A 22,644-nucleotide genomic window follows, 5' to 3' on the forward strand; every position below is an offset into this window, starting at 1 on the left:
CATGAGCGACACCCCGCCGGACAACGTCGTCCGCACGTACATCGACACGCACCGCGCCGCCTTCCTCGACGACCTCGCCGAGTGGCTGCGCATTCCCTCCGTGTCGGCGCAGCCCGAGCACGCGGGCGATGTACGCCGCAGCGCCGAATGGCTCGCGGCCAAGCTCAAGGAGACCGGCTTCCCGGTCGCCGAGGTGTGGGAGACCCCCGGCGCGCCCGCCGTCTTCGCGCACTGGCCCAGCGAGGACCCGGACGCCCCGACCGTCCTCGTGTACGGGCACCACGACGTACAGCCCGCCGCCCTCGCCGACGGCTGGCACACCGACCCGTTCGAGCCGGTGATCCGCGACGGCCGCATGTACGGGCGCGGCGCCGCCGACGACAAGGGGCAGGTGTTCTTCCACACCCTCGGGGTGCGGGCGCATCTGGCCGCCACCGGCGCCGCCGCGCCCGCCGTGCACCTCAAGCTGATCGTCGAGGGCGAGGAGGAGTCCGGCTCCGTCCACTTCCGCGACCTCGTCGAGACCCGCGCCGCCGAGCTCGCCGCCGACGTCGTGATCGTCTCCGACACCGGCATGTGGTCCGAGACCACCCCCACCGTCTGCACCGGCATGCGCGGTGTCGCCGACTGCGAGATCGACCTCCACGGCCCGGACCAGGACATCCACTCCGGCGCCTTCGGCGGCGCCGTCCCCAACCCGGCCACCGCCGCCGCCCGCCTGGTCGCGGCCCTGCACGACGCCGACGGGCGGGTCACGATCCCCGGCTTCTACGACAACATCGCCGAGCTGACCGACGCGGAGCGCGCGCTCATCGCCGAGCTGCCCTTCGACGAGTCCGAGTGGCTGCGCACCGCCAAGTCCCACGCGGCCGCAGGCGAGGCCGGGTACTCCACCCTGGAGCGCGTCTGGGCCCGCCCCACCGCCGAGGTCAACGGCATCGGCGGTGGCTACCAGGGCCCCGGCGGCAAGACCATCGTGCCCGCCTCCGCCCACCTGAAGCTGTCGTTCCGCCTGGTGTCCGGGCAGGACCCGTACGAGGTAGAGGCCGCCGTCAGGGACTGGGTCGCGGCCGGGATCCCGGACGGGATCCGGCACTCCATCACCTTCGGCGCACCGACCCGCCCGTGCCTGACCCCGCTGGACCACCCGGCCCTGCAGTCGGTCGTGCGGGCCATGGGCCGCGCCTTCGGCCAGAAGATCCGCTTCACGCGGGAGGGCGGCTCCGGCCCCGCGGCGGACCTCCAGGACGTCCTCGGCGCGCCCGTCCTCTTCCTCGGCATCTCGGTGCCGTCCGACGGCTGGCACTCGCCGAACGAGAAGGTCGAGCTGGACCTGCTGCTCAAGGGTGTCGAGACGACCGCCTACCTCTGGGGAGACCTGGCCGCCCACCACAGCCACCGCACCACCGCCTGACCCGACGCACACACCTGTCGTACCGAGCCTGCCTGTCCCACCACCGGGGGAGTTGGAAGTACCTGTGAGCACCCATACCGAGCGCCCTCTCACCGAGCGCCCTCTTTCGCTCGCCGCGCCCAGCGGGATCGACCGCGCCGCGCACCACCGCCTCGACGAGGCGTGGCTCGCCGCGGCCTGGAGCCACCCGACGACCCGCGTCTTCGTCGTCTCCGGGGGCCAGGTCCTGATCGACGACACCCCCGACGGCGGTACCGGCATCGTGATGACCCCGGCCTTCGAGGCCCCGGTCACCGAGACCCACCGCTACTTCCTGGGCACCGACGAGGACGGCGTACGGTACTTCGCGCTGCAGAAGGACGCGCTGCCCGGCCGCATGGACCAGTCGGCCCGCCCGGCCGGCCTGCGCGAGGCCGGACTGCTGCTGTCGCCGCGCGACGCCGGACTGATGGTCCACGCGGTGGCGCTGGAGAACTGGCAGCGGATGCACCGCTTCTGCTCGCGCTGCGGCGAGCGCACGGTGGTCGCGGCCGCCGGGCACATCCGCCGCTGCCCGGGCTGCGGCGCCGAGCACTACCCGCGCACCGACCCTGCCGTGATCATGCTGGTCACGGACGATCAGGACCGGGCGCTGCTGGGTCGCCAGGTGCACTGGCCGGAGGGCCGCTTCTCCACCCTCGCCGGGTTCGTGGAGCCGGGCGAGTCGATAGAGCAGTCCGTCATCCGCGAGGTGTGGGAGGAGGCGGGCGTCAAGGTCGGCGAGGTCGAGTACGTGGCCAGCCAGCCGTGGCCCTTCCCGTACAGCCTGATGCTGGGCTTCACGGCCCGCGCCACCACTTCGGAGATCACCGTGGACGGCGAGGAGATCCAGGAGGCCCGCTGGTTCTCCCGCGAGGAGCTGCGCGCGGCGTTCGCGTCGGGCGAGGTGCTGCCCCCGTCGGGCATCTCCATCGCGGCCCGGCTGGTCGAGCTCTGGTACGGCGAGCCGCTGCCGAAGGCGGCCGCGTAACCTTCGTCACGTCCCGCTCCGCGGGACATGCGTCACACACGTGCGTCACACAGCGGAGGGCCCCCGCACCGGCGGGGGCCCTCCGCTGTGTCTCCGGTCAGACGGCGAGAGCCTGCTTGACCTGGGCCAGGCTCGGGTTCGTCATGACGGACTCACTGCCCGCGGCGGACTTCACCAGCACGGTGGGAACCGTCTGGTTGCCGCCATTGGCCTTCTCCACGAACGCGGCGGACTGCGGGTCGAGCTCGATGTTGATCTCGTTGTACGCGATGCCTTCCCGGTCCAGCTGGGTCTTCAGCCGACGGCAGTAGCCGCACCAGGTCGTGCTGTACATCGTGACGGTGCCCGTGTCCTGCATGCTGCGCTCTCCTTCGTGAGGGCTCGGTGGTCCGAGTACTCGAACGTACGCCACCCTGCGGCCATTCCCTTGCGGCGTCCCCCGCGCACCCGGTGTGACCGATACGACTGATACGACGGATACGTGCCGCCTGTGGACAACTTTCCCGCCCGACCCACGGGACCTGGCAGCATGGCGGGGTGACAGCAGCAACGCACTCCTCATCGTTCCCCGCCGCAGCAGACTCGGCCGACGCGGTGCTCCTGGGCCTCGACCCGGAGCAGCGCGAGGTCGCGACGACCCTGCGCGGGCCGGTGTGCGTGCTGGCGGGCGCCGGTACCGGCAAGACCCGCGCGATCACCCACCGCATCGCCTACGGCGTCCGCTCCGGGCAGCTCATGCCGGCCAGCGTGCTGGCGGTCACCTTCACCAACCGCGCCGCGGGCGAGATGCGCGGACGCCTGCGCACCCTGGGCGCGGGCGGGGTCCAGGCCCGCACCTTCCACTCCGCCGCCCTGCGCCAGCTCCAGTACTTCTGGCCCAAGGCGGTCGGCGGGGACGTGCCACGGCTGCTGGAGCGCAAGATCCAGTTCGTCGCCGAGGCCGGCGCGCGCTGCCGCATCCGCCTCGACCGCAACGAGCTGCGCGACGTCACGGGCGAGATCGAGTGGGCGAAGGTCACCCAGACCGTGCCCGCCGACTATCCGGTGGCCGCCCTCAAATCGGGCCGCGAGGCCCCCCGGGACCTGGCCGAGATCGCCCAGATCTACGGGACGTACGAACAGCTCAAGCGCGACCGCGGCATGATCGACTTCGAGGACGTGCTGCTCCTGACGGTCGGCATCCTCCAGGACCGCCACGACATCGCCGAGCAGATCCGCGGCCAGTACCAGCACTTCGTCGTCGACGAGTACCAGGACGTCAGCCCGCTCCAGCAGCGGCTGCTGGACCTGTGGCTCGGCGAGCGCGACAGCCTCTGCGTCGTCGGTGACGCCAGCCAGACCATCTACTCCTTCACCGGCGCCACCCCCGACCACCTGCTCAACTTCCGCACCCGCTACCCGCAGGCCACCGTGGTCAAGCTGGTCCGTGACTACCGCTCCACCCCCCAGGTGGTCCACCTGGCCAACGGGCTCCTGAACCAGGCCAAGGGGCGGGCCGCCGAGCACCGGCTGGAGCTGATCTCGCAGCGCGAGACCGGCCCCGACCCCGTCTACGCGGAGTACGCGGACGAGCCCGCCGAGGCCGAGGGCGTCGCCCACCGGATCCGGGACCTGATCGCCGCGGGCGTGCCGGCCGGCGAGATCGCCGTCCTCTACCGCATCAACGCCCAGTCCGAGGTCTACGAGCAGGCCCTCGCCGACGCCGGTGTGCCCTACCAGCTGCGCGGCGCCGAGCGGTTCTTCGAGCGCCAGGAGGTCCAGAAGGCGATCCTCGCGCTGCGCGGAGCCGCCCGTTCCGGCGGGAACGACCCGCTGCTCGAGGACGTCGTGGAGCTGGGCTCCCAGGTCCGGGCGGTGCTCAGCTCCACCGGCTGGAGCACCGAGCCGCCCGCCGGTTCCGGCGCCGTGCGCGACCAGTGGGAATCGCTGGCCGCGCTGGTCCGGCTCGCCGAGGACTTCGCCCGGACCCGGCAGGGGGCCACCCTGGCGGACCTCACGATCGAGCTGGACGAGCGCAAGGCCGCCCAGCACGCCCCGACCGTCCAGGGCGTCACCCTCGCGTCGCTGCACGCGGCGAAGGGCCTGGAGTGGGACGCCGTGTTCCTCGCCGGCCTCACCGACGGCATGCTGCCGATCACCTATGCGAAGACCGACGAGCAGGTCGAGGAGGAACGGCGGCTGCTCTACGTCGGAGTCACCCGGGCGCGGCTGCACCTGACCCTCTCCTGGGCCCTCTCCCGCGCCCCCGGCGGCCGGGCCTCCAGACGCCCCAGCCGCTTCCTGAACGGCCTGCGGCCGGGCTCCGCGGCCCCGGGCGCCCCGGCGGCCTCCGCGGCCGAGCGAGGGGCCCGCAAGCGCGGCCGCCGCGGGCCGGTGCTGTGCCGGGTCTGCGGCAGGACCCTGACCGAGGCCGGCGAGCTGAAGCTGATGCGCTGTGAGGACTGCCCGTCCGACATGGACGAAGGCCTCTACGAGCGCCTGCGGGACTGGCGCGCGGGCCAGGCGAAGGAGCAAGGCCTGCCCGCGTACTGCGTCTTCACGGACAAGACGCTGATGGCGATCGCGGAGGCCGCGCCCTCCGAGGAGGGGGAGCTGTCGATGATCTCCGGAGTGGGCGGCCGTAAGCTTGACCGGTACGGAGCCGATGTCCTGGCGATCTGCGCAGGTCAGGAGGTTGAGTCCGGGCATCCTGACGACGCGTAGAAACTCGTCGGAAAAATAGTTTGCACATGCCCAGCGAAGACCCATAGGTTCTTAGCAACGGAAACGGTGGCTTCTCCGAAGCCCTGGATCCGTGCTGTACTTATCCGAATACGCATGGGACAGGCCCTCGGGCCGAGTCCCCGAGACGCCGAGAGGAGGCGAGACCAGTGACCAGCTTCATGACCTTCACCAAAATGACCGATCGCTCGGTCGACGCTTCCTGCCTGCTCGGTTCCGTCTCCCTCCTGGGTACCGGTGTGTCCGCGATTTCCGCCGACCGCCCCGCCCTGCTGGCGACCCTTCCGGTCAGTGAGCGCAATGAGCGACCGACCCAGGCACCGGTGGCAGTACTGGCAGCAGAAGCGCAGACGCATGGCGCCTATGGATTCGCTGCCGCAGCCGGTGCCGGATCCCTGAAGAAGCAGACGAAGCAGCAGCACCACCTGATGTGGGCCTTCCGCGGGCTCGAACCCTGGAGTGATCCAGTCTGATCGCATGATCAGACCGGCGCCTTCAGGGCCGCGGAACCCCACCCGGGATCCGCGGCCCTTCTGTTTGTCCCCGACCGGGGGCGACGGAGCGAAGGGGCCTCGGGACTGGCCGAGCCAGTCGGTGTGAGAGCACAGCCCAGCCGAACCCGGCCGACCGGCCGGAACGACTAGCCGAACAAGACGAGGAAGAAACCACCGTGCAACTCGAAGCGCACGCCCCGTCCGTACCGCAGACCCAACTGATCTCCCCGCCCGCAGTCCCGGAGGACCACACCTTGACCCCGCTCACCGCGCTGACCGCGCTCGACGACGCCATCGAGAACCTCGGCGTACCCGTCCCGTGCCGCACCTTCGACCCCGAGGTCTTCTTCGCCGAGTCCCCGGCCGACGTCGAGTACGCCAAGTCCCTCTGCCGCACCTGCCCGCTGGTCGAGGCCTGCCTCGCCGGTGCGACCGAGCGCCGCGAGCCCTGGGGTGTCTGGGGTGGCGAGCTCTTCGTCCAGGGTGTCGTCGTCGCCCGCAAGCGTCCCCGTGGCCGTCCGCGCAAGAACCCGGTTGTCTCGGCATGACCGCCATCGGAACCATCGACCGCCCCCTGACGCACGACCCCTTGAAGCAGGCCCTCATGACCGCCCACATCACGAGCGAGCAGCCCCACGGCGCCGCCCACGCAGACTTCATCACCACCGGCGCGATCACCTCGCGTCAGAACAGGACCCGCGAAATGCAACTCATCCCAGAAGCCCTGGCTCGTGCCCATATGGACGAGCTCATGCGTGAGGTGGACGTCGAGCGTCACGCCGTGCGCCTGGTCGCCGCCCGCCGCATGCAGCGGCGAGCCGAGCGCGTCTCCATGCGCGCCCGGCGTGCGCTGGCCATGGCCGTCATGCAGTAAGAGCTGAAACAGCATCCCCGGGGGGACCGGTCCGCACGGACCGGTCCCCCCGGTGCGTTGCGCGGCGCTGTCCCGCCGTACGGGGATATCGTCTGGAGGTGGACCAGCCGACTCCCCGCCCCGGCCCGTCGGGATCCGAGGCCCAGCCCGTCGTCTGCGCGGGCTGTGGCGCCAAGGCCCCGGGCGAGACCCCGCCCACCTGGACCTGTTCGGTGGAGAACGGGACCAGACAGTACTTCTGCGTCGACTGCGCGCGCGCCAACCTCCGGGCGATCGAGGGCAGGCTCGATTCGTCCTGGTGGTGACGCGCCCGCGCGGTCACTCCGCGGAGGCGAACCCCGGCAGCCAGGAATCCAGTTCGTCCCGCAGCCGCACCGTCGCGCCCAGCTGGCACAGCACCCCGATGGTGCTCAGCGTCACGCGGTGGATCAGCAGGTACGAGGGCGGCAGGTTGATCTGCCGGCCCAACTGGTGCGCGGGGGAGCGGGGATCGGCGATCCGTGCCGCCTGTCCGCGCAGCCACGGCCGGGTGAAGGTGAACTCATCGGCCTCGGCGGGCTCGATGATCGGCTTCAGGTAGTCCAGCACCGCGTCGGGGTCGAGCTCGATGGACTCCTTCACGAACCCCTCGGCGCACAGGTGCCCGTAGACCCCCTCGGCGTCACCGTCCAGCGTCATCCGCAGCGACCTGCCGATGGGCTTCGGCCAGCCCCCGGGCAGCCGGTCGACAGTGCCGAAGTCCAGGACACCCAGCCGCAGCCGGCCGTCCGCACCCGGTATCAGCCTGAAGTTGCCCGGATGCGGGTCCGCGTGCAGCAGACCGGTGCGCGCAGGACCCGAGAACAGGAACCGGGCCAGCAGCTGTCCGGCACGGTCCCGCTCCTCCTGGGTGCCGTCGGCTATCACCTCCGACAGCGGGGTCCCCTCCATCCACTCCGTCACCAGCACCTGATCGCCCTGGTGCACGACGTCCGGCACGACCACGTCCGGGTCGTCCACGAAGGCGTCCGCATGCGTCCGCTGGGCCTCGGCCTCGAGCTCGTAGTCGAGCTCCTCGGCGACCCGGTCGCGCAACTCCTTGATGAGCGGCTTGATCTCCATGCCCGGGATCAGCGGCCCGAGCAGCCCGGCGAACCGGCCCAGCTGCTTCAGATCCGACAGCAGCGCCTCACCGGCCCCCGGGTACTGGACCTTGACGGCCACCTGCCGGCCGTCGTGCCACACCGCCCGGTGCACCTGCCCGATCGAGGCCGCCGCGGCCGGCTTGTCCTCGAACTCCTCGAACAGGTCCCGCCAGTCGGCGCCGAGACGCTCCGTCAGCACCTGGTGCACCGTCGCCGCGGGCAGCGGCGGGGCCGCCTCCTGAAGCTTGGTCAGCGCCGCCCGGTAGGGCCCCGCGACCTCCTCGGGCAGGGCCGATTCGAAGACCGACAGGGCCTGCCCGAATTTCATCGCACCGCCCTTCAGTTCCCCGAGCGTGCGGAACAACTGCTCGGCGGTGCGCTGCTGGAGCTCGCGCGCCACGATCTCCGCGGACTTGCCCCCGATCCGCTTGCCCAGCCCCCACGTGGCCCGGCCTGCGATGCCGAGCGGCAGCGCGGCCAGCTTGACGGTACGGGTGACCGCCTTCCGGGGAAGATCAGACATACGCCCCTCCATGTCCCAGACAGCTGCGCCGCGAGCGGCGGAATTCAGGAAGGGCTCCGCCGACCCGACAGCCTCAACGCATCCTGTCATGGCGCTCCCGGCCGGTCCCCTCCCCGTCCTCGTCCACGGCTCTTCCCGCCCCACAGGGACAGTCGAGATGCGGACGGACCGGGGTGGATTCCCAGTTGAGGGTGGGCAGAGCGGCCTCCCAGCGGGAGGCGGTGGACGCGGGCAGCCTCCCGTCGAGGAAGGACAGCGCATGGGCCGCGGCGAGCCCGGCCACCGCCGTGGACAGGCCCAGGTCGCAAGCGGCGCTCGCGCGGCGGCGGTGCGCCGAGCGCCACTGCACCAGCATCCTCGGCCAGGCAGGGTCCCGTTCCACGCGGTCGCGCTCCATGCACCCCGCGCAGGCCGTCGCGCCCGGCAGCACCAGAGGACCCACCAGCCCCGTCCCCTCCAACACCCCCGCGTACAGGTGCGGGATGCCCGCGGCGACCCAGTCGGCCGCGGTGTCCGGATCGGGTGCCCAGGCGTGCAGCCCGTCCCGGGGCGCGACCACGACCAGGGCCAGCCCCGGATCCGCCCCCTCGTCGTCACCGGCCCGCGGGCTGCGCCCCGGCGCCGACTCGCGCACCAGCCTGCCCGCGGACTCGGCCCGCAGCCGGCCCACGCTCCCGGTGTCCAGCCCGCCCGGTGCCACGTCCGCCGGCTCCACCCGGCCCCCGTCGAGCACTTCGACCCGGCCCACGCCGGCTCCCGCCAGGACCGCGGCGATCACGGCGCCGACCCGGCCGCTCCCGCGCACCCGGACCCGTATCGACCGGCGGGCCGCGATCGCCCGGAGGTCCCCGCCCGGCTCACGGTGGACCAGGGACAGCGACCCCAGATCGGGCCCCAGCCGCTCCACCGTCTCCGGATGTCCCCTCAGGGCCTGGGCCCGCGGCCCGCCCGCCGTGGCGTCGTCGAGCAGACCGGCTCCCGCCAGCGTCCTGACCACCTCGTCGGCCCGGCCGTCCGGCAGTCCCATCCCCGAGGCCTCCGCCCGCAACAGCTCCATCCCCCGGGTCCCGTCGATCCGGTCGATCAGCGTGCCCGTCGCCGTGTCCACGGGGCCGAGCACCACCGCATGGGCGGGCGTCACCCCGAACTGGACCGTCTGAAGATCCCGCCACGCCCTCGCCAACGCCGGCTTCACCCTTGGATACATGTCCGGTCCCCCTCGATATCCCTTGCGTCCCTTGCGCACACGCGCCGCTCGATTCCCGCTCTTCCGCCACACTGCCCGCCCGTCGGAATCCGTGCAGGAATTTGTCCACAGGTGCGAGGTATTAGGCATATGAGATGAAGGGAAATAGTGTTCCGGAAATCGGCTGCGAATCCCTCGTGTTCGACCCCCGGACGGGCGGGACTTCCGCAGGGGGAACCGGGTACCGTCGTGGCGTGTCCGCCGACCCACCGCAGCGCGCCGTCGAAGTCCGCCGGAGCGCGCGCCGCCGCAGGACCGTATCCGCCTATCGCGAGGGTGACCGTACGGTCGTCCTCATCCCTGCCCGGATGTCCGAGGCGGAGGAGCAGCGCTGGGTGGGCGTCATGCTCGACAAACTGGCCGCCCAGGAGAGCCGGCGCACCTTCGGGGACGCGGAACTCACCGAGCGCGCCGCACAGCTGTCCGAGCAGTACTTCGACGGCCGCGCATGCCCCCGCACCGTCCGCTGGGTGACCAACCAGAACACCCGCTGGGGCTCCTGCACCCCCGCCGAGGGCAGCATCCGGCTCTCGCACCGCCTTCAGGGGATGCCCGAGTACGTCGTCGACTACGTGCTCCTGCACGAGCTGGCCCACCTGCTCGTACCCGGCCACGGACCCCGATTCTGGGCGCTCCTGGAGGCGTACCCGCGTACCGAGCGGGCCCGCGGCTATCTGGAGGGCGTGGTCGCGGCCGAGCGGCTGCCGCAGGTCCCCGCCGCCCGCGAGGAATGACCCGGGACGCGTGATCGCCGCCCGTCACGTCACGCAGAGTGTTTTGTACCGGGTCGGTACCGGCTTGGCCGGATGTCGGCAGTTGCCGTTAGCCTGAGCCGCACGCATTCACAGTCGGGATGGGGGACGGTCGTACGTATGGCCAGGGAATTCCAACGCGGCCACAAGGCCAAGATCAGTGATCTCACGGCGGGCACCGATCTGTATGTAGGCGTACAGATCGCCGGGTCCGGACTCTCCTTCGACATCAGCTGTTTCGGCCTCGACGCCAATGAGCAGCTGTCGGACGACCGTTACTTCGTCTTCTTCAATCAGCCGAAGTCACCGGAAGAGTCCATTCAGCAACTCGGTGCCCAGTCAGGTGACACCGAATCCTTCCGGGTGACGCTGGACCGCATTCCGGCGTCGATCCACAAGCTGTCCTTCACCGCCACCATCGACGGTGCCGGACAGATGTCGCAGATCGGACCGGGCTACATCCGGATCGTGGCCGGCGGCGAAGAGGTCGTCCGGTACGCCTTCACCGGTGCGGAGTTCACCACCGAGCGGGCCGTGATGCTCGGCGACTTCTACCTGAAGGACGTGTGGCGCTTCGCCGCCGTCGGCCAGGGCTTCGACGGCGGGCTCGACGCACTGCTGCGGAACTTCGGCGGCGAGGTCGCCGAGGAGGCGCAGCCGCAGGCCCCCGCCGCCGCCTCGCCCGGGTTCGCAGCGCCGCCGCAGGCGGCCGCCCCGGCCCCGTCCTTCGGCGCCCCGGCCCAGCAGGCCCCGGCCCCCGCGCCCTCCTTCGGCGCGCCCGTGCCCGCACCCGGCGCCGCGCAGCCGCAGTACCAGCAGCCCGTCGCCCCGGCCCCGGTGCACGCCGCGCCCACCATGGCCGCGCCGATCGCCCCGCCGGCCCCGGCGCCGTACGGCCAGCCGCCGCAGCCGCCGCAGCCCTCGTACGGTCAGGTCCCCGGACAGGTCCCGGGCCAGTACCCGGGCCAGGTCCCGCCGCCCGCCCCGGCCCCCTACGGGCAGCAGCCGGGCTACGGCCAGGTCCCCGGCCAGCCGCCCGGTCAGTTCCCGGGCCAGCAGCCCGGGGGTTACGCGCCGCAGGCCGCGGCCCCGGCCGCCGGACTCGCCGCCGCGCTCCAGCCCTACAAGGAAGCCCCCACGGGCAGCCGCTGGACCCCGCAGAACCAGCAGCTCATGCGCGTCGACCTCGCGATGGGCGGCCAGGCCGTCCTCGCCCGCCAGGGCAGCATGGTGCTGTACCAGGGCAAGGTGGACTTCAGCTACAAGGGCGCGGGCTTCGCCGGCCGCATCGTCGGCAACGCCACCGGCCAGGAGATGCAGCTCATGCGCTGCACCGGCCGCGGCCAGGTCTTCCTCGCCGAGGACGGCGCCCACCTGCACGCCGTCGAGCTGCAGGGCGACGGCATCTGCGTCTCCGCCGAAGCCGTGCTCGCCTTCGACGAGTCGCTCCAGCACGAGATCCGCCGCATCGAGGGTCACGGCATCCCGGGCGGCGCCCTGTTCACCATGCAGTTCCAGGGCACCGGCACGGTGATCATCAAGACGCACGGCGTCCCGGTGGTCCTGCCCGTCACCCCGACCACCTTCGCGGACAGCAACGCCATCGTCGCGTGGTCCTCGGCCGCGCAGGTGATCCTGTCCAGCCAGGTCCGGCTGCGGCGCAACGCCTATCCCGGCCACAGCGGGGAGACCGTGAACCTCCAGTTCCGCGGCGCGCCCGGAAACTTCATCGTCGTCCAGCCGTACGAGGTCTGAGGGAGCCCGATATGAACGCAACGAACCAGCAACTCGCGGGCTACGCCCCGACCCCTGTCACGGCCCGCATGGAGAACCACGGCCGGTCCATGCTCAAGGTCGCCATGCAGAGCGGCCAGGACCTCTTCGCCCGCACCGGCTCGATGGTCGCCTACGAGGGCTTCGTCCAGTACGAGCCCAACCCGCCGGCCGTCCGCCAGATGGCCTCGCAGTGGGCCACCGGCGAAGGCGCGCCGCTGATGAAGTGCACCGGTGACGGCCTGCTCTACCTCGCCGACTACGGCGCGGACGTCGTCGTCATCAACCTCAACAACGACTCGCTCTCGGTCAACGGCACCAACCTGCTCGCCTTCGACGCCCACCTCCAGTGGGGCGTCGAGCGGGTCAAGGGTCTCGCCAAGTTCGCCGGCCAAGGCCTGTTCAACGTCGAGGTCGCGGGCACCGGGTGGGTCGCCCTGACCTCCCGCGGCACCCCGATCGTGGTCGACTGCGGCCGCGGTGAGGACGAGACGTACGTCGACCCCGACGCGCTCGTCGCCTGGTCCCCGAACCTCAAGGTCAAGGGCAAGCGCAGCTTCAAGGCCTCGTCGATGATCGGCCGGGGCAGCGGGGAGGCCTACCAGATGGCCTTCTCAGGCCAGGGCATCGTCGTCGTACAGCCCAGCGAGGACAGCACCGACCGGCTCCGGGTCCGGGGCTGAGGGGGAGCGGACACATCATGCAGAGCGCACTTTTCGCCCACGCCGAAGCCCAGTCGCAGGAGCGGTACGCCATCCAGAACCCGCAGTTGCTGCGGGTCTCGCTGACCGGCTCCGACGACGTACTCGCCCGCAAGGGCGCGATGGTCGCCTACCAGGGACTCATCGACTTCGACGGCGAGTACCAGACCACCAGCCAGCGCAACGCCCGCCGCCGCACCGGCGAGGGCCTGGACCTCATGCGCTGCTCCGGGCAGGGCACGGTCTACCTGGCCAACCTCGCCCAGTACGTGCACGTCGTGGACGTGGACCAGGAAGGCCTCACGGTCGACAGCAGCTACGTGCTGGCCCTGGACTCCACCCTGCACACCGAGGTCATCGCGGTGGACAGCCAGTACGGGATCTCCGGGTCCGGCAAGTACCAGCTCAACATCACCGGCCGCGGCAAGGTCGCGCTGATGACCTCCGGGCAGCCGCTGATGATGCACGTCACGCCCGACAAGTACGTCAACGTGGACGCGGACGCGATCGTCGCCTGGTCCACCTCGCTGCGGGTGCAGATGCAGGCCCAGACGCACTCCAGCGGAGTGTGGCGGCGGCGCGGCAACACCGGCGAGGGCTGGGAGCTGAGCTTCCTCGGCACCGGCTTCGCGCTGGTGCAGCCCAGTGAGGTGCTGCCACCGCAGAACGCCCAGCTCGGCCAGGGCGTCGCCGCGCAGTTCGGCATGGGCCAGCAGGGCTCCCACGGACAGAACCAGAACAACGCCTGGAACTGACCGGCCCGAATGCGGCGAAGGGGCGGTCCCGTCCGGGGCCGCCCCTTCGCCGTGTCCGCGTCCGCGCGCTCAGCCCCCGAGACGGGCCAGGGTCGCCTCCAGCAGCCGCACGACGGAGTCGTCGGCCACCGCCGCCACCTCCTCGTACGGGAACCAGCGCAGGTCCAGCGACTCCTCGCTGATCTCCGCCTCGGCGCCGGCCGGGGCCAGCGCCGCGTACTGCACGTCCAGGTGCCAGTTGCACGGCGCCGGGATCGGATGCCGGTCCAGGCGCACCGGGCCGCCGTCGAGCAGGGTCAGTCCCGAGGCGATGCCCGACTCCTCGCGGGCCTCGCGCAGCGCCACCTCGGCGAGGGTCGCGTCACCGGGCTCGCAGTGGCCGCCCATCTGGAGCCACATGCCGAGCTTCTTGTGCAGGGTCAGCAGGACGCGCCGCCGCACCGGGTCGATCACCAGCGCGCTCCCCGTGACGTGCCCGGCCCCGCACGGCTTGTAGACCCCGTCCGGATGGGCCGCCAGGTGTTCCAGGTACAGATCGCGCAGCTCCGGCTGGTCCTCGTACGCCTTCAGTACGAGAACCGCGTCTTCGTGCAGGCTCACTTCTTCTCGTCGCCGTCCTGTTCGCGCTTCTCGGCGGCCTCGCCGAGCATCTTGTCGATCTCGGAGAAGTCCAGCTGCTCGCGGTGCACGAAGCCGTCCGGGTCGTCCAGGTCGGAGGCCGTCGGAAGCATGTCCGGGTGCTCCCACAGACCGTCGCGGCCGTCCACCCCACGGGCGTCCGTGAGCGAGGCCCACAGGCGCGAGGCGTCCCGCAGCCGGCGCGGGCGCAGCTCCAGGCCGATCAGCGTCGCGAAGGTCTGCTCGGCCGGGCCGCCCGAGGCGCGCCGCCGCCGCATGGTCTCGCGCATCGCGTCCGCCGAGGTCAGCCGGGGCTTGGCCGCCTCGTGCACCACCGCGTCGACCCAGCCCTCGACCAGCGCGAGCGCCGTCTCCAGGCGGGCCAGTGCTGCCTTCTGCTCCGGGGTGTCCTGCGGCTGGAACATGCCGCCCTGGAGCGCTTCCTGCAGCTGCTCCGGGTTGGACGGGTCCAGCTGGCCGACCACGTCCTCCAGCTTCGAGGTGTCGACCTTGATGCCGCGGGCGTAGCCCTCGACCGCGCCGAACAGGTGCGAGCGCAGCCACGGCACGTGGGCGAACAGCCGGGCGTGGGCGGCCTCGCGCAGGGCCAGGTAGAGCCGCACCTCGTCCGAGGGCACGCCCAGGTCCTTGCCGAAGCCCTCGATGTTCAGCGGCAGCAGCGCAGCCTTCCCGGCCGGGCCCAGCGGCAGACCGATGTCCGTCGAGCCGACGACCTCGCCCGCGAGGGTGCCGACGGCCTGGCCGATCTGCTGGCCGAACATGGCGCCGCCCATCGAGCGCATCATGCCGAGCAGCGGGCCCGCCATGGCCTGCATCTCCTCGGGCAGCACGCCGCCCATCGCCGCGCCGACGCGCTCCGCGACCGGGTCCACGAGCTCCTTCCACACCGGGAGGGTCGCCTCGACCCACTCGGCGCGGCTCCAGGCCACGGCCGTGGTCGCGCCCGAGGGCAGCGAGGTCACACCGTCCAGCCAGTGGTCGGCGAGGCGCACGGCCTCCTCGACGGCGGACTTCTCGGCGACGCCGACGCTCGTGTCCTTCACGCCGTCCGAGGTGCCCTGGGCGACGGTCTGGCGGGCGATGTCCTTGGCCATGTCCCAGTTCACGGGACCGCCCTCGTAGCTCAGCATCTGGCCGAGCTGCTGGAAGGCGGCGCCGAGGTCGTTCGGGTTCATCGAACCGAACATCGCGGCGAACGGGTTGTCCGCTCCGGGAGCGCCCGCGCCGCCCGGCAGACCCATGCCGGGGAACCCGAAGGGATTCGCCGGGCCGCCCTGACCGCCCTGGTTGCCCTTCTTATTGCCATCGTCGCCGTTCTCCGGCTCCTCCGGCGGAAGGCCGAATCCGAATGGGGTGTCGCTCACGGGTTTCCTCGGCTCGTAGGGCCGCCGGCGGGAGCCGACGGGCAATGGTCCGACAACACCACCCAGCGTAGACACCGCAGCCGCATCCGGGCTCGGTGCTCCGCCGACTCCTGGGCTGCGGCAGGATGGACATCACCTGGTGGGTACGCGTCACGGCGCGTCCCTACTGAAGACAACCGCTGGAGACGCCCGGTGAGTTCCCCAGATCCGCAGTTTCGCGCGATGCCCGACGACGAAAACAGCTCCGACCACGGTGACGGCGCCCCCGGCGTTCGCCAGCCGCGAAACCCGTCGGACATCCGCCGGCGCAGCCCCGTGATCGCCGTGACCGGCGCCGCGTCGGGCGTCGGCGCCGCGCTGGTGAGCCGCCTGGCCGCCTCCGACGAGGTCAAGCAGGTCGTCGCCATCGACGAGCGGCGGGGGGACTGCGCCGCCGCGCAGTGGCACATCCTCGACGTACGGGACCCCGCGATCGCCGAGAAGCTGCGCGGCGCCGACGTCGTGGTGCACCTCGCCCTCGACCTCGACCTGGAGACGGACCCGGCCGCCCGTACGGCGTACAACGTGCGCGGGACCCAGACCGTCCTGACGGCCGCCGCCGCGGCCGGCGTGCACCGGGTCGTGCTCTGCACCTCGGCGATGGTCTACGGGGCCCTGCCCGACAACGACATCCCGCTGTCCGAGGACTCCGAGCTGCGGGCCACCGCCGAGGCGACCGGTGTCGGCGACCTCCTGGAGATCGAGCGCCTCGGCCGGCGCGCCCCCCGCGCGCACCCCGGACTGAACGTCACCGTGATCCGCCCGGCCGTCCTGGTCGGCGGCACCGACACCGCCCTGACCCGGTACTTCGAGTCCCCGCGGCTGCTCGTGGTGGCGGGATCCCGCCCCACCTGGCAGTTCTGCCACGTGGACGACCTGGTCAGCGCCCTGGAGTACGCGGCCCTGGAGAAGGTCGAGGGCGAGCTGGCCGTGGGCTGCGAGGGGTGGCTGGAGCAGGAGGAGGTCGAGGAGCTGAGCGGCATCCGCCGCATGGAGCTCCCCTCGGCGGTCGCCCTGGGTGCGGCGGCCCGGCTGCACCGGATCGGCCTGACCCCGTCCCCGGCCGGGGACCTCGCCTACACGATGCACCCGTGGGTGGTCAGCGTCAGCGGGCTGCACGCGGCGGGCTGGCGGCCGCGCTGGACCAACGAGGAGGTGCTCGCCGAGCTCCTCCGGGAGGTCTCGGGCCGGCACACGGTCGCGGGCCGCCGGCTGGGCCGCAGGGACGCCGCCACGGCCGCCGGTGCGGCCGGCGCCACGGTCGCCCTGCTGGGCGCGGCCGCGGCCGTCCGCCTGGCGCGCAAGCGGCGCGGGATCTGAGCGGACCCGCGGCGCCCGCCGGCCGGGCGGACGCGGCTCCGGCCGGGGCGGACCGCGGGCCCGTGCGGGCCCGCCCTGTAGGAGGCTCCCAAGGCCGCGGGCCCGCACCGGGCGAATCTGCTATTTCGCCGGGTCAGCGGCTAGGGCACGATGAAGACATGGCACCGCACTTCGACCACCCCGGTGAGCAGGCCGCTTCGGACCCGATCCGGCTGCTCCAGATCCGCAGGACCCCGCTCTCGATCGACGAGGTCTTCCAGGCCGTCGGCGACGACGCTTCGGGCGGTACGACGCTCTTCGTCGGCACGGTGCGCAACCACGACAGCGGCGCGGACGTCGACTCGCTCGGCTACTCCTGCCACCCGACCGCCGAGGCCGAGATGCGCCGTGTGGCCGAGCGCGTCGTGGCCAAGTTCCCGGTCCGCGCCCTCGCGGCCGTGCACCGCGTCGGTGACCTGGCCGTCGGTGACCTGGCCGTCGTCGTCGCCGTGTCCTGCCCGCACCGCGGCGAGGCCTTCGAGGCCGCCCGGATGCTGATCGACGACCTCAAGCACGAGGTCCCGATCTGGAAGCACCAGACCTTCAGCGACGGCACCGAGGAGTGGGTCGGAGCCTGCTGAACCCCCGGTCGCGGAGAGCCACCCGGAAGGCGGTAGCCTCGCACCCGTTCGGCCGCGCAACACGCCCTCGATTTGCGTAACCCCCCCACGGGCACGAGCGTTGAAGCCACCAACGAAACGTACTTCGGGGTAGGGAGGCAGGCCCATGGCATCTTTGGCGTGGTTGCTGATTCCGCTGTTCGCCGCGATCGGAGCGGCGATATGGGGCAGCTGGGCGGCACGCGACCGCACGCAGGGCGACATATCCGAGCTCGCGGGTTACGCGCGCTTCCGTGAAGCCATGGCCAATGCCGATCAGGTGAGGGTGAAGGCGGACGCCCATTCCGCGCACACCCCCCACTCCGCCTCCGACGCCGTCTGACGCTCCGCATCCGTCCCGTTCCGGTGCGCCGCCGTCGCTGAGAATCCGCTGAGAGTTTCGCGTACGGACCCCGTACGGACCGGCCCCGAGGGCCACCCGCCAGGGCCGTCCCGTACTGTCGGATCCATGCCACGCCGCACCGCGACGATGCTCGCTTCCACCCTGGTGCTGTTCGCGCTGCTCTGCGCAGGGGTGTTCATCAAGGTCCCGTACTCCGAGATGAGCCCCGGCCCCACCGTGAACACGCTCGGTGACTCGCACGGCGCGCCCGTCCTCAACATCTCGGGACGCAAGACGTACCCGACCAGCGGCCACCTCAACATGACGACCGTCCGCGTCACCGGCGCCGACTACGACATGAGCCTGGTGGAAGCGGTGTACGGGTGGCTGGCCGGCGACAACATCGTCGTCCCGCACGAGAACCTCTACCCGAACGGCAAGACGGAAGCGGAATCCACCCAGGAGAACGCCGAGGAGTTCAGCCAGTCGCAGCAGAGCGCCAAGGTGGCCGCCCTGAAGCAGCTCGGCATCCCGGTCACCGCCCGGGTGATCGTCTCCACCGTCGTCAAGGACAGCCCCGCCGAGGGCCGGCTGCACGCCGGCGACGTGATCAAGGCGGTGGACGGCACCGCCGTCACCGCCCCCGAGGACGTGGCCAAGCTCGTCACCAAGCACAAGCCGGGCGAGCCGGTGGAATTCACCATCGTGCCCGCCAAGGAGGCCGCCGAGGCGGCGAAGGCGAACCACGAGGCCACGGGCTCCTCGAAGGTGACGATCAACGCCGGCAAGGCGGAGGGCGACGGTCACGCCATCGTCGGCATCCGGGCCGGCACCGACCACACCTTCCCGTTCACGATCGACATCAAGCTCGCCGACGTCGGCGGCCCGAGCGCCGGTCTGATGTTCGCCCTCGGCATCGTCGACAAGCTCACCCCGGAGGACCTGACCGGCGGGAAGTTCGTCGCGGGAACCGGCACCATCGACGACGCGGGCAAGGTCGGCCCCATCGGCGGCATCCAGATGAAGACCATTGGGGCCCGTCAGGCCGGCGCACGGTACTTCCTGACGCCCGCCGAGAACTGCGCCTCCGCGGCCTCGAACGTGCCCGACGGGCTGACGCTGGTGAAGGTCGCCACCATCGACGACGCCACCAAGGCGCTGCAGAAGATCAGCAAGGGGGACACGGCCGGGCTGCCGCAGTGCAGCACCCGGCCCTGACCGCTCCGTCCCCCCGGCGGGCAGGGCCCGCGTCCGGGCGGGACCCGCGTCCGGCCGGACCTAGGAGAAGGTCGCCGCCAGGGCCTCCGCCAGGCCGGGCACCAGGCCCGCACCGGTGAGGACCTCCGTCGAGGAGTCCTTCTCGCGCAGCCGTACGGCCGACTCGCGCGAGCCGTCGCGCAGCACGGCCACCGTGAGGCGGACCTCCTGACGCTCCGGGTGCGCGGCGACCCACTTCGACAGCTGCTTGTCGTTCAGACCCTCCGGCACGGAGGCCTCCGCGGACGGCGGCAGCATCAAACGCTCCACCGTCAGCGCGCAGCCGACGACGGCGTCGGGCCAGGCGATGGTGCCCAGGAACTTGTCGAGCGGGGTCCCCTTGGGGACCTCGTCCTGCTCGATCGGGGTGAGGGAGGACTTTCCGGCGTCGTCCTGGTCGAGACCGAGCTGGCCCGCGAGGCGAGGCTCCTGCTTCTTGAGCCGGGCGGTGTCGACGAGCGCGAAGAGCCGCGCGGGCTTGTCCCAGCCGAGGCCGGCCGCGTACTCGTCGATCTCGAGGCAGGCACGGGTCAGCGGACTGGCCGCCATGGGGGTGCCGGGGGAAGGTGAGAGGTTGGACATGGGCAACATCCTGCCTCCTTTCCATCGATTACCGGGAACTGACCGAAGCCTCAGTAAGTTGCATGAGTGGGCTCTACGATCGGGGGCCCGTTCATTACCAGACTCAGCGACTTTCGAGGTGCGCACCTTGGCTTTCCAGATGCCGGACCGCGGCGGAGGCCCTTCCGGGCCACGGATGAGAGTCGGCCGCCCCTCCCGGCGGGCCCGAACTCTCCTGATGACCTTGGGCGTGCTGGCCGTCCTGGCCATGCTCTTCATCATGTTCGCGGGCTTCTGGACTGACTGGCTCTGGTTCCGCTCCGTGAAGTACTCCACCGTCTTCACCACCACGCTGTGGACCAAGATCGGCCTCTTCGCCGTGTTCGGTCTGCTGATGGCCGGTGCCGTCGGGCTGAACATCTGGCTGGCCCACCGGCTGCGCCCGCCGCTCAGCGCGATGTCGATGGAGCAGCAGAGCCTCGACCGTTACCGGATGAGCATCGCCCCGTACAAGAAGTGGCTGCTCCTGGGCATCGCCGTGCTCGTCGGCCTGATCGCGGGAGCGTCGGCGGCCGGCCAGTGGAAGACCTGGCTCATGTATGTGAACGGGGTGACCTTCGGTACGAAGGACCCGCAGTTCAACATGGACGTGTCCTTCTACACCTTCGACCTGCCCTGGTACCGCTTCCTGCTCGGCTTCGGCTTCGCCGCCGTCGTCCTGTCGGTGATCGCCGCCGCCGTCGTGCACTACCTGTACGGCGGACTGCGCGTGACCAGCCCGGGCGCCCGCGCGACCGCCGCGGCGACCGGGCACCTGTCGGTGCTGCTCGGCCTCTTCGTGACGCTGAAGGCGGTCGCCTACTGGCTCGACCGGTACGGCCTCGCCGTGAAGTCCAGCGACTTCAAGGCGGCCGACAACTGGACGGGCCTGCGCTACGTCGACGCGAACGCCTACCTCCCGGCGAAGACGATCCTCGTCGCCATCGCCGCGATCTGCGCCGTGCTGTTCTTCGCGACGCTGTGGCGCCGCACCTGGCAGCTGCCGGTCATCGGCTTCGGCCTGATGGTGCTCTCGGCGATCCTGATCGGCGGGCTCTACCCGGCGATCGTGCAGAAGTTCCAGGTCCAGCCGAACGAGCAGGCCAAGGAATCCCCGTACGTCCAGAAGAACATCAAGGCCACGCGCGACGCCTACGGCATCGCGGGCTCCGAGGTCACGGACTACCCGGGCTCCCCGCAGACCGAGGACCGGGGCAAGCTGCGGCCGCAGGCCGACAGCACGGCCAGCATCCGCATCCTCGACCCCAACATCGTTTCGCCGGCGTTCCAGCAGCTCCAGCAGGTCAAGGGCTACTACGCCTTCCCGTCCACGCTCGCCGTGGACCGGTACAGCGGCCAGGACACGGTCATCGGGCTGCGCGAGCTGAACATCGGCGGCATCCCGAAGAACAACTGGATCAACGACCACTTCAAGTACACGCACGGGTACGGCGTGGTCGCGGCCAAGGGCACCACCGTCGGTGCCGAGGGCGCTCCCGACTTCACCCAGTCCGACCTGCCCTCCAAGGGCATGTTCGGCACGGACTTCGAGCAGCGCATCTACTACGGCGAGCAGACGAAGCAGTACTCGATCGTCGGCGGGCCGCAGAAGGAGCTCGACTACTCGGACGACAAGGGCGAGAAGGAGACGAGCTACAAGGGCGACTCCGGAGTCAACCTGGACAACCCGGTCAACCGGGCCGCGTACGCGCTCACCTTCAACGAGCCGCAGATCCTCTACTCGGGCGCCATCGGCGACGGCTCGCGGATCCTCTACAACCGCACGCCCAAGCAGCGCGTCGAGGCCGTCGCACCGTGGCTGACCATCGACGGCGCGCCCTACCCCGCCGTGATCGACGGCCGGATCAAGTGGATCGTCGACGCGTACACGACCACCAACGGTTACCCGTACGCCTCGCGCACCACTCTGGGCCAGAGCACCGCGGACTCGCTGACCAACAGCCAGCGCGCGGTGGTGGCCCAGGAGAACCAGGTCAACTACATCCGCAACTCGGTGAAGGCGACCGTCGACGCGTACGACGGCTCGGTCGACCTCTACCAGTGGGACACCCAGGACCCGGTCCTGAAGACCTGGATGAAGGCCTTCCCGGGCACGGTCAAGCCCAAGGCCGACATCGCCAAGCCGCTCATGGACCACCTGCGGTACCCGCAGGACCTCTTCAAGGTCCAGCGCGAGCTGCTGACCCGGTACCACGTCACCGACCCGCAGACCTTCCTCAGCGGCAGTGAGGCGTGGGCGGTCCCGGACGACCCGACGACCAAGGCCGGTACGGCGGTTCCGCCGTACTACCTGTCGATGAAGATGCCGGGGCAGAAGGAGAAGGACCAGGTCTTCTCGCTCACCACGACGTTCACGCCGAACGAGCGGCCCAACCTGAGCGCCTTCATGGCGGTCAATGCCGATCCGGGTACCGCGGACTACGGCAAGATCCGCATTCTGAAGATGCCGACCAGCAAGCCGCCGGACGGCCCCGGTCAGGTGCAGAGCAAGTTCCAGTCCGAGCCGAAGATCGCCGAATCCATCCGCCTGCTGCGCGGTGGTGACTCGGAGATCGAGTACGGCAACCTGCTCGCGGTGCCGCTCGACGGCGGCATGCTCTACGTGGAGCCGGTCTACGTCCGCAGCTCCGGCCTGAAGTACCCGCTGCTGCGCAAGGTGCTCGTGACCTACGGCGGCCAGACGGCCTTCGAGGACACGCTGGAGAAGGCGCTGAACGTGGTCTTCGGGGCCGAGGCCCCGACCACGCCGGTGCCCCCGGTCCAGCCGCCGGGTGACGGCACCGTCACGCCGCCGACCATCCAGGACCCGACGGTCAAGGCGGCCCTCGGCGACGCGCAGAAGGCGATCGAGGAGGCCGAGAAGGCCCGGCAGGCCGGCGACTGGGCGGCCTTCGGCAAGGCCCAGGAGGACATCAAGGCGGCGCTGAAGCGGGCGATCGAGGCCGAGGCGAAGACCGCGACGCCCGCGCCGTCCGCGCCGTCCGGCCAATGATCAATGGGTAATGGTTCCACCCCGCGTCGTGATACTGTGGTTTCA

The 22,644-nt window shown here is 71.2% G+C and carries 22 protein-coding genes; 16 read left to right on the forward strand and 6 right to left on the reverse strand.

Annotated elements, in window-relative coordinates; translation table 11 throughout:
* The first annotated feature begins 1 nt into the window (after position 1).
* Positions 2-1,414, forward strand: coding sequence for a dipeptidase (locus OG444_RS25335; protein ID WP_327264328.1), 1,413 nt, complete (start codon positions 2-4; stop codon positions 1,412-1,414).
* Between the two features lie 52 nt (positions 1,415-1,466).
* Positions 1,467-2,423, forward strand: a complete 957-nt coding sequence (gene nudC / locus OG444_RS25340; protein ID WP_327264329.1) for an NAD(+) diphosphatase — start codon at positions 1,467-1,469, stop codon at positions 2,421-2,423.
* 97 nt (positions 2,424-2,520) lie between these two features.
* Here nudC and OG444_RS25345 read toward each other — a convergent pair whose 3' ends face one another.
* Positions 2,521-2,781, reverse strand: a complete 261-nt coding sequence (locus OG444_RS25345; RefSeq protein ID WP_327264330.1) for a mycoredoxin — start codon at positions 2,779-2,781, stop codon at positions 2,521-2,523.
* A 179-nt stretch (positions 2,782-2,960) separates the two neighbouring features.
* Between OG444_RS25345 and OG444_RS25350 the strand changes: the two genes are divergently transcribed.
* The 5 genes from OG444_RS25350 (at position 2,961) to OG444_RS25370 (ending at position 6,817) form a co-directional block, all read left to right on the forward strand.
* On the forward strand, positions 2,961-5,126 hold the full coding sequence (locus OG444_RS25350; RefSeq protein ID WP_327264331.1) for an ATP-dependent DNA helicase UvrD2: 2,166 nt from the start codon (positions 2,961-2,963) through the stop codon (positions 5,124-5,126).
* A gap of 179 nt (positions 5,127-5,305) precedes the next feature.
* Positions 5,306-5,617 (forward strand): hypothetical protein, encoded by a 312-nt coding sequence (locus OG444_RS25355; RefSeq protein WP_327266925.1) that lies wholly within the window; start codon positions 5,306-5,308, stop codon positions 5,615-5,617.
* A gap of 197 nt (positions 5,618-5,814) precedes the next feature.
* Positions 5,815-6,186, forward strand: a complete 372-nt coding sequence (locus OG444_RS25360) for a WhiB family transcriptional regulator (protein ID WP_053167873.1) — start codon at positions 5,815-5,817, stop codon at positions 6,184-6,186.
* Positions 6,183-6,512, forward strand: coding sequence for a hypothetical protein (locus tag OG444_RS25365; RefSeq protein WP_327264332.1), 330 nt, complete (start codon positions 6,183-6,185; stop codon positions 6,510-6,512). Before OG444_RS25360 ends, OG444_RS25365 begins: the two co-directional genes overlap by 4 nt.
* Positions 6,513-6,610: 98 nt before the next feature.
* Positions 6,611-6,817, forward strand: coding sequence for a hypothetical protein (locus OG444_RS25370; RefSeq protein ID WP_327264333.1), 207 nt, complete (start codon positions 6,611-6,613; stop codon positions 6,815-6,817).
* Positions 6,818-6,830: 13 nt separating this feature from the next.
* Here OG444_RS25370 and OG444_RS25375 read toward each other — a convergent pair whose 3' ends face one another.
* The gene (locus OG444_RS25375; protein WP_327264334.1) at positions 6,831-8,159 is read right to left on the reverse strand and encodes an ABC1 kinase family protein; all 1,329 of its coding nucleotides are present in this window, start codon (positions 8,157-8,159) and stop codon (positions 6,831-6,833) included.
* A gap of 73 nt (positions 8,160-8,232) precedes the next feature.
* Complete coding sequence (locus tag OG444_RS25380; protein WP_327264335.1) at positions 8,233-9,366, reverse strand: ThiF family adenylyltransferase; 1,134 nt, start codon at positions 9,364-9,366, stop codon at positions 8,233-8,235.
* A gap of 134 nt (positions 9,367-9,500) precedes the next feature.
* Here OG444_RS25380 and OG444_RS25385 point away from each other — a divergent pair, with 134 nt between their 5' ends.
* The 4 genes from OG444_RS25385 to OG444_RS25400 all read left to right on the forward strand — a co-directional run bounded on the left by OG444_RS25385 (position 9,501) and on the right by OG444_RS25400 (position 13,386).
* Complete coding sequence (locus OG444_RS25385) at positions 9,501-10,139, forward strand: M48 metallopeptidase family protein (RefSeq protein ID WP_442810612.1); 639 nt, start codon at positions 9,501-9,503, stop codon at positions 10,137-10,139.
* Between the two features lie 138 nt (positions 10,140-10,277).
* Positions 10,278-11,912 carry a TerD family protein gene (locus OG444_RS25390; RefSeq protein ID WP_327264337.1) on the forward strand — a complete coding sequence of 545 codons (1,635 nt, stop codon included), beginning with the start codon at positions 10,278-10,280 and terminating at the stop codon, positions 11,910-11,912.
* Between the two features lie 11 nt (positions 11,913-11,923).
* The gene (locus tag OG444_RS25395; protein ID WP_327264338.1) at positions 11,924-12,613 is read left to right on the forward strand and encodes an AIM24 family protein; all 690 of its coding nucleotides are present in this window, start codon (positions 11,924-11,926) and stop codon (positions 12,611-12,613) included.
* Positions 12,614-12,630: 17 nt separating this feature from the next.
* Positions 12,631-13,386 (forward strand): AIM24 family protein, encoded by a 756-nt coding sequence (locus OG444_RS25400; protein ID WP_327264339.1) that lies wholly within the window; start codon positions 12,631-12,633, stop codon positions 13,384-13,386.
* Positions 13,387-13,455: 69 nt separating this feature from the next.
* On the opposite strand, the gene OG444_RS25405 is transcribed toward OG444_RS25400, so the two are convergent.
* A complete protein-coding gene (locus OG444_RS25405) occupies positions 13,456-13,986 on the reverse strand; it encodes an NUDIX hydrolase (RefSeq protein ID WP_327264340.1) in 531 nt (176 codons plus the stop codon).
* A complete protein-coding gene (locus tag OG444_RS25410; RefSeq protein ID WP_327264341.1) occupies positions 13,983-15,389 on the reverse strand; it encodes a zinc-dependent metalloprotease in 1,407 nt (468 codons plus the stop codon). Before OG444_RS25410 ends, OG444_RS25405 begins: the two co-directional genes overlap by 4 nt.
* Positions 15,390-15,581: 192 nt before the next feature.
* On the opposite strand from OG444_RS25410, the gene OG444_RS25415 reads away from it, so the two are divergent.
* The 4 genes from OG444_RS25415 (at position 15,582) to OG444_RS25430 (ending at position 18,947) form a co-directional block, all read left to right on the forward strand.
* Positions 15,582-16,748 carry an SDR family oxidoreductase gene (locus OG444_RS25415; protein WP_327264342.1) on the forward strand — a complete coding sequence of 389 codons (1,167 nt, stop codon included), beginning with the start codon at positions 15,582-15,584 and terminating at the stop codon, positions 16,746-16,748.
* Positions 16,749-16,906: 158 nt separating this feature from the next.
* A complete protein-coding gene (locus tag OG444_RS25420; RefSeq protein WP_327264343.1) occupies positions 16,907-17,368 on the forward strand; it encodes a molybdenum cofactor biosynthesis protein MoaE in 462 nt (153 codons plus the stop codon).
* A gap of 145 nt (positions 17,369-17,513) precedes the next feature.
* Complete coding sequence (locus OG444_RS25425) at positions 17,514-17,729, forward strand: hypothetical protein (RefSeq protein ID WP_327264344.1); 216 nt, start codon at positions 17,514-17,516, stop codon at positions 17,727-17,729.
* A 126-nt stretch (positions 17,730-17,855) separates the two neighbouring features.
* Entirely contained in the window at positions 17,856-18,947 is a 1,092-nt protein-coding gene (locus OG444_RS25430) for a YlbL family protein (RefSeq protein WP_327264345.1), read from the forward strand.
* Positions 18,948-19,007: 60 nt separating this feature from the next.
* On the opposite strand, the gene OG444_RS25435 is transcribed toward OG444_RS25430, so the two are convergent.
* On the reverse strand, positions 19,008-19,577 hold the full coding sequence (locus OG444_RS25435; protein WP_327264346.1) for a PPA1309 family protein: 570 nt from the start codon (positions 19,575-19,577) through the stop codon (positions 19,008-19,010).
* Positions 19,578-19,707: 130 nt separating this feature from the next.
* On the opposite strand from OG444_RS25435, the gene OG444_RS25440 reads away from it, so the two are divergent.
* A complete protein-coding gene (locus OG444_RS25440; RefSeq protein WP_327266926.1) occupies positions 19,708-22,599 on the forward strand; it encodes a UPF0182 family membrane protein in 2,892 nt (963 codons plus the stop codon).
* Positions 22,600-22,644 lie beyond the last annotated feature (45 nt).

This window comes from Streptomyces sp. NBC_01232, assembly GCF_035989885.1.
Lineage (GTDB): Bacteria > Actinomycetota > Actinomycetes > Streptomycetales > Streptomycetaceae > Streptomyces.

Excerpts from the sequence above, each read along its gene's own strand:
- OG444_RS25335 (WP_327264328.1), top strand. The coding sequence starts at position 2 with ATGAGCGACACCCCGCCGGACAACGTCGTCCGCACGTACATCGACACG.
- OG444_RS25345 (WP_327264330.1), bottom strand. The coding sequence starts at position 2,781 with ATGCAGGACACGGGCACCGTCACGATGTACAGCACGACCTGGTGCGGC.
- OG444_RS25355 (WP_327266925.1), top strand. The coding sequence starts at position 5,306 with ATGACCTTCACCAAAATGACCGATCGCTCGGTCGACGCTTCCTGCCTG.
- OG444_RS25365 (WP_327264332.1), top strand. The coding sequence starts at position 6,183 with ATGACCGCCATCGGAACCATCGACCGCCCCCTGACGCACGACCCCTTG.
- OG444_RS25375 (WP_327264334.1), bottom strand. The coding sequence starts at position 8,159 with ATGTCTGATCTTCCCCGGAAGGCGGTCACCCGTACCGTCAAGCTGGCC.
- OG444_RS25380 (WP_327264335.1), bottom strand. The coding sequence starts at position 9,366 with ATGTATCCAAGGGTGAAGCCGGCGTTGGCGAGGGCGTGGCGGGATCTT.
- OG444_RS25385 (WP_442810612.1), top strand. The coding sequence starts at position 9,501 with ATGAAGGGAAATAGTGTTCCGGAAATCGGCTGCGAATCCCTCGTGTTC.
- OG444_RS25390 (WP_327264337.1), top strand. The coding sequence starts at position 10,278 with ATGGCCAGGGAATTCCAACGCGGCCACAAGGCCAAGATCAGTGATCTC.
- OG444_RS25395 (WP_327264338.1), top strand. The coding sequence starts at position 11,924 with ATGAACGCAACGAACCAGCAACTCGCGGGCTACGCCCCGACCCCTGTC.
- OG444_RS25400 (WP_327264339.1), top strand. The coding sequence starts at position 12,631 with ATGCAGAGCGCACTTTTCGCCCACGCCGAAGCCCAGTCGCAGGAGCGG.
- OG444_RS25420 (WP_327264343.1), top strand. The coding sequence starts at position 16,907 with ATGGCACCGCACTTCGACCACCCCGGTGAGCAGGCCGCTTCGGACCCG.
- OG444_RS25425 (WP_327264344.1), top strand. The coding sequence starts at position 17,514 with ATGGCATCTTTGGCGTGGTTGCTGATTCCGCTGTTCGCCGCGATCGGA.
- OG444_RS25430 (WP_327264345.1), top strand. The coding sequence starts at position 17,856 with ATGCCACGCCGCACCGCGACGATGCTCGCTTCCACCCTGGTGCTGTTC.
- OG444_RS25435 (WP_327264346.1), bottom strand. The coding sequence starts at position 19,577 with ATGTTGCCCATGTCCAACCTCTCACCTTCCCCCGGCACCCCCATGGCG.
- OG444_RS25440 (WP_327266926.1), top strand. The coding sequence starts at position 19,708 with ATGCCGGACCGCGGCGGAGGCCCTTCCGGGCCACGGATGAGAGTCGGC.